This window comes from Citrobacter sp. KTE151, from assembly GCF_000398845.1.
GTDB lineage: Bacteria > Pseudomonadota > Gammaproteobacteria > Enterobacterales > Enterobacteriaceae > Citrobacter > Citrobacter braakii.
In genome coordinates this window covers 1-5,291 of the sequence record NZ_KB976061.1, presented here as the reverse complement: position 1 = coordinate 5,291, position 5,291 = coordinate 1, and the positions used below count along the sequence as shown (strand labels likewise).

Here is a 5,291-nt window from a genome sequence, read left to right as displayed (position 1 = left end):
TTTGCCCCGCTTATCCTTGCGCATGATGCGAGCCGCGTCGGCGTAATAGGCCGGGGTGGCCCACTTATGCCCCTCGATAGAATGCCCCATAATTGTCATCACTCCGCCGCGCTTGATGCGCAGGCCGAACGCAATCACAGGGCCCTCAGGCCCCGCCGATTTGCCACCCTCACGGAACCACTGCGCCAGCGCCTTGGGGATCATGCTGCACAGCTCGGCGGTAAATAACTGCTGCGTTTGCTCGCTCATTTTGATTTTCGGCTCCTCAAGGAATGAAAAAGCCGCCCCTGTCACAGAGCGGCTTTGGTACTAAGGATTGACTGACGATGACGGGGAGACAGTAGCATCACCACGCGCCAGCCGGGCAGTGCGGAACATGGAGCGCAACAGCACCATGCCATTATCGACCCCATGACGGGCCAGCATATCGAACGCGTCGGCCCCTTCCTCCGGCAGGCATGGCTCAAGGTCTACCGCGTAAATCTCAGCGCGTCCTCTCTCAGTGGCGAGGTCTGCGGCCTTGCGGTGCCCTGCTCCCACGTCACCGATGATGTAGAAAGGTGATGCAGGATAGGCAATCTGGAGCTCGTCGATCACGCTGCTGAAAAACTCGCAGGACATGGCACAAATTACCGGGAGTTTGCCGCCCATCATGAGCGAGGCGGCGATCCCCGTCATGAGCCCTTCAACGATAACCAGTGGCTCACCATGGCGGGCTTTGTCGAGGTTAATCGGGAAGAAAGCGCCCTGACGCAAGCCACCTTTGAGGCCGCGCTTGTCACCCGTGCGGGAGACTGGCGGGTTAGCCGTACCGCAAATAAGCTCGATTGATGCTTGGCCCAGCTTCACATGCTCATTGATGACATGCAGCGGCACGATCAAGGCGCTATTCCACCAGACCGGGCCGACGACAGGCAGGAACATGCGGGCCGAACCGCAGCGGACGCCCTCAGGAACGGGGAGGCGAAAGCCTGCGGCTTTCTCTTTCTCGCGCCAGTACGGGGTTGCGCGGACGGCTTCGGGATCGGCGTTACCCTTGCCATAAATGCGCATCGCATCTGCATAGGCTTTCTGGCGTTGCTTCTGCGTTGCCTGCTCCTGCTCCAGCTGACGGGCCTCAAATTCCTGCTGTCTGGCTTCGCGCTGGGCTTCCTGCTGGCGCAGCTGCTCGGCAGTGGGCTGATATTCAGCCCCAAAGCGGCCCGTTTGAATGTCATCAACCAGACCGGGCGCACGGTACAGCAGGCCGATGGCGTAGGCTTTCGCCGTGTCCGGTGGCAGGCTGAGCACATAGCGGGCGGTGGATGACAGCAGGGAGGCATTACTGGCCCGCTGAGCAGGTGTAATGCCGGGCTCCTCACTCCATCGGGTGCAGACGTTCACGGCCTCAGCGTCGCGGCTCAGGTAGCGCAGCCAGCACATGATCCCGGTGATGTCCCGTTTCCAGTCCTCAAAGCCGCCACCGCAGGACGGTGCAGGCGTGCGGGCCAGCGCTTCATCCAGCAAATTCGGTATTAACAGCCAGTCATTCTTCCCAGTCATTTCGGCTCTCTCTTAACGTCTTCTTTCTGGTCGGCGCTGCTGCTTTATGAACCTCGTCAGCTCCGGCCCGGTTAGCCAGTAATGGCCCTTTTTATCGCGCCCGTCAGGGGGGTGTAGCTCCTCTAACCTGCGCATATGGCGTGGGCTGATCCTCAGTTTCTCAGCCAGCGCCTCGCGGTAAATCTTCAATGGGGTTTCCTCAGGGTTGGTCATTGCCCGCCGATGGTCTGGCGGGACTTTTTGAGTGATTCATGCCAAAAGCACTAAATGCAGACCATAAGGACTTATGCGGTGATGCGGGCGTTTCTGCCCCGGAGAGTCCGCACTGATCTGCTGCCCCTCGCTCTCGCGCCATGGTGATGGGTGAGAGAGCGTCACCCGCTAACCCCCCACGGCTGGGGTGTACTTTCCGCCCTTGCTGGACACGGAAATTAACAGCAGCTGTCAGGCTGCGTGATTTGTATTTTGACCATTTTGGTCATAATAGCAAGGTGATTTTATCAAAGTTATCCACAGCTGGCGCGGCTTGCGGCGTCACTGCCGTAATTGAAGCGGTGCAAATGTCGTGACGCCAGACTGGCCCTGACGATGACAAAACAGGGCTATAACATGGCGATTAAAATCCCGGTCTCCGCGCAATTTGACGCGGCAGACCTCAAGCAACAGATTCAAATGGTCAACGACCAGATCCGCATCCTTGCCTCTCAGGTAGGGCAGGCCAACAAGCAGAAGTTTGAGCCGATTAACGTCAAGTCAAAAGAGGACTTGGACGCCTTCATCAAGCAGATGCAGAAGCTGCTGAAAGTCCAGACCGAGCTCAGAACGACCATGGGCAAGACGGGCCAAGGAGCGTCTAACCCGCTCATGGCTGACTGGAAAAAGATGTATGGCGATCAGGCTGAGCGCATCAAAAAGATGCAGGCCATGCTCAACTTTCTGGGCGTGGAGTTTGACGACGCCCCGAAACCGAAGCCGAAACCGCCAGCGCCTACCCCCTCAAATCCTTCTCCAGCGCCTCAGGGCGGGCCGCAGAATAATAACCAGCCTTCGGTATGGCAGAATCACCTCAGCACGATGCTGCGCAACGCTGGCCCGGTCGGCGGCACCATTAGCGGGGCAATGAACGCCGGGCTGTCTGGCGGAGCAGGTGCCGGACTCATGGGCTTGGTCGGCGGGCTTGCGGCGCTCGGCGTAGGGAAGATTATCGGCGCGGTCGCTGACAAGATCGGGCAGGCACAGGACAACGTGATCGGGCTTGATAAGCTATACCGCCAGATGGGCGGCATTGTCAGCTTTTCCAGCCTCCAGCGCGGCGTCATGAGCTCCGCCAACAATCTGGGCATGACCAACGGTGACGCCATCGCGCTGGCCTCCACCTATTCCCGCGCCGCCAACATCCAGCCGGGCCAGAACCTAGGCACCGGGATGCTGGTTTCTGGCGGTCTGGCCCGCTCCTACGGTCTCGATCCAAACAGCGTCGCGGGCACAATGGGCCAGCTCTCCGCTTCCCGTGTCGTAAACAACGATCAGCAGCTGCGCCGCATGGGCCTGCTAATGGGGGAGGCTATCGGCAAATCAGGCGCATTTGCGCAGGCTGGCGAAGCTATGCAGGCGATCAGCGACTTTGCCATCCAGCAGGCACGCATGAGCCTGACCGCGCCTAATGTGCCAGGCTATGCGGGTGCAATGGCTGGCCTGATGAGTTCAGGGATCCCCGGTATGGATTTGCAGGGCTCCACCAACCTGCTGAGCCGCATTAATGCGAACCTCCAGCGCGGTGGCGCAATGGGCGACCCTTCACGGGCATTCATGGCCCGCATGGCCCTGCGCAACGGCATCAACAACCCGATGGCGCTCGAAGTCCTCCAGTCTGGCGGCGCTTTTGGCACCATTAGCAGCACGCTGGGCCCTGATTCTCTTTACGGGCAGCGCTTTGGCGGCAATCATCACGGCGATCAGACCCTGCTCGATATGACCCGGCAGGGCATCCACCGGGCCTATGGTTACGGCCCTGATTCAATCGTGGCTCTCTCGCGCCACCTTGGCGTCGGCATCAATGACGCGCTGGCAATCGACCAGATGAGCAGCGCAGATATGAGCGGCGTCTCAAGTCGCCTCAGCCGCCTGAAAATTAACCCTGACGGCGTAAACGCCACCAGTTACGCCGCTTTGGGGCAGATTCAGAGCGGCAAAGGGCTGGAGGCTATGGGCAATGAATACCTCAAGCGCGGGGGCCTTGATGCTGGCGAACGCCAGCGCCTTACCGATGCCCTTAAAGGTACTGACCCGGAGAAGCTGAAAGACGTGCTCACTCAGGTTGCCACCGTGCATGGCCCTGCGAAGACCGAAGGCAGCGAGATCCGCGATAACGTGGCGAAGCTCAACAACCAGTTTGAGGACTACGCCCGCCGCGCCCTGCCTGCTCTCGATGTCATGCGCATGGCACTGGTTAAAATGACCGGGGGCAGTGAGGACAGTCTGCGCCGCGATTATGAAAAGGGGATGCGCCTCGATACGCAGCAGCAGGCCCGCCGCAAATACGGCTGGCGTCTCGATGCCTATCAGCAGGAAATGAACACCTTGCAGGACAAGGGCGTCGGTATGCAGACCGCAGGGCCAGAGGGCGACCGATACAGGGCACTGAAACGCCAGCAGCAGCTCATGCGCCAGCAGCAGCTCAACTTTGTAGAGCAGGGCAATGCGAATGCACACGCAACGGCATACGGCCCGCAAACAGCCGGAGAGGTCGCGCTAGGCGGCAATATTTCCTCACCATCCGCAGCGGCAGCAGGCAGCGGTGCTGCCGGGAACTGGGCAGGCAATAACGTTGGTAACGTGAAGGACGCTAACGGCAACTGGCGGCGCTTCCCAACCCAGCAGGCAGGCATTGCAGCGTCTGCCGGGCAGCTGCTGCGTTATAGCACTGGGAAATATCAGGGTGGACGCAAGCGCACGCTACGGGAGATTATCAGCACCTATGCGAGCGGTGATCCTGAGGTGCCGCGCTACATCCGGCAGGCGAGCGAATGGACAGGCTACGACCCAGATCAGCAGCTGGACTTAACCGATCAGAACACTCTGCTGAACGTAACGCGGGCCATCCTCCGCAAAGAGAACGTGAAAAATAGCAGCATCCCGCAATCCGTGGTTAATTCTGGCGTTAGCATGGCCCTGAATAACCAGAACAACTACAAGATCGCGCCGGAGACCATGCCAGCCGGGCAACGCGGAGGGAAAATTGATATTTCAGACGCCAATATCAATGTAAACCTGCAATACCCAGATGGGCGCACACAAACCCAAAGCGTCCCGGTAAAAAGCTCTTTCACGCAGCCGCGCAGCTTTGCCAGTCGGTAGCGGTAGCGGGCGTGCTGGCACGCAAAAGACAAGGGCCCATATTCGGGCCCTTTTTGCTATCTGCGGCGGGATGCGCTCCAGTGATAATCTGGCGCAGCCATGGCTCGCTCCTGCGTTTCCTGCGCCCGGCGCTTTGTGGCTCGCCGGATACGCTCCTGCATTGCCCTGATGCGGTTAGCATCGGGATCGGCAATGGCACGCTCCGGGATAAGCATCACGGGCCTTTCCATTACGGCTTACCTGCCGCGACAGCAGACGCCACAGCCTGCTCCCACTTGTTCGCCGCCTCAGCAGCAGACACGCGGGAGCGAACAGACACCGCGCCAGCCTCCACAACCCACTCCCCGGAGAGGTGATCGCGGTTATGGCCTGCGGCTTTGCCGTAGACAGGG

General features: G+C 59.8%; 4 protein-coding genes. 1 reads left to right on the top strand and 3 read right to left on the bottom strand.

All coding sequences use genetic code 11. The features are described 5' to 3' along the window. Together WC7_RS21175 and WC7_RS21180 are read right to left on the bottom strand one after the other, a co-directional pair. Nucleotides 1-249: hypothetical protein (locus WC7_RS21175; RefSeq protein WP_016151793.1), on the bottom strand; the 249-nt coding region annotated here is incomplete at its 3' end. Nucleotides 250-309: 60 nt separating this feature from the next. Next, nucleotides 310-1,542: a primase/helicase family protein gene (locus WC7_RS21180; protein WP_016151792.1), complete on the bottom strand. Its 1,233-nt coding sequence runs from the start codon at nt 1,540-1,542 to the stop codon at nt 310-312. A 609-nt stretch (nt 1,543-2,151) separates the two neighbouring features. Between WC7_RS21180 and WC7_RS21185 the strand changes: the two genes are divergently transcribed. Beyond that, nucleotides 2,152-4,899: a hypothetical protein gene (locus WC7_RS21185; RefSeq protein ID WP_016151791.1), complete on the top strand. Its 2,748-nt coding sequence runs from the start codon at nt 2,152-2,154 to the stop codon at nt 4,897-4,899. 56 nt (nt 4,900-4,955) lie between these two features. Here the strand turns inward: WC7_RS21185 and WC7_RS26560 are convergent, their stop codons facing one another. Further along, a complete protein-coding gene (locus tag WC7_RS26560) occupies nt 4,956-5,129 on the bottom strand; it encodes a hypothetical protein (protein ID WP_016151790.1) in 174 nt (57 codons plus the stop codon). Nucleotides 5,130-5,291 lie beyond the last annotated feature (162 nt).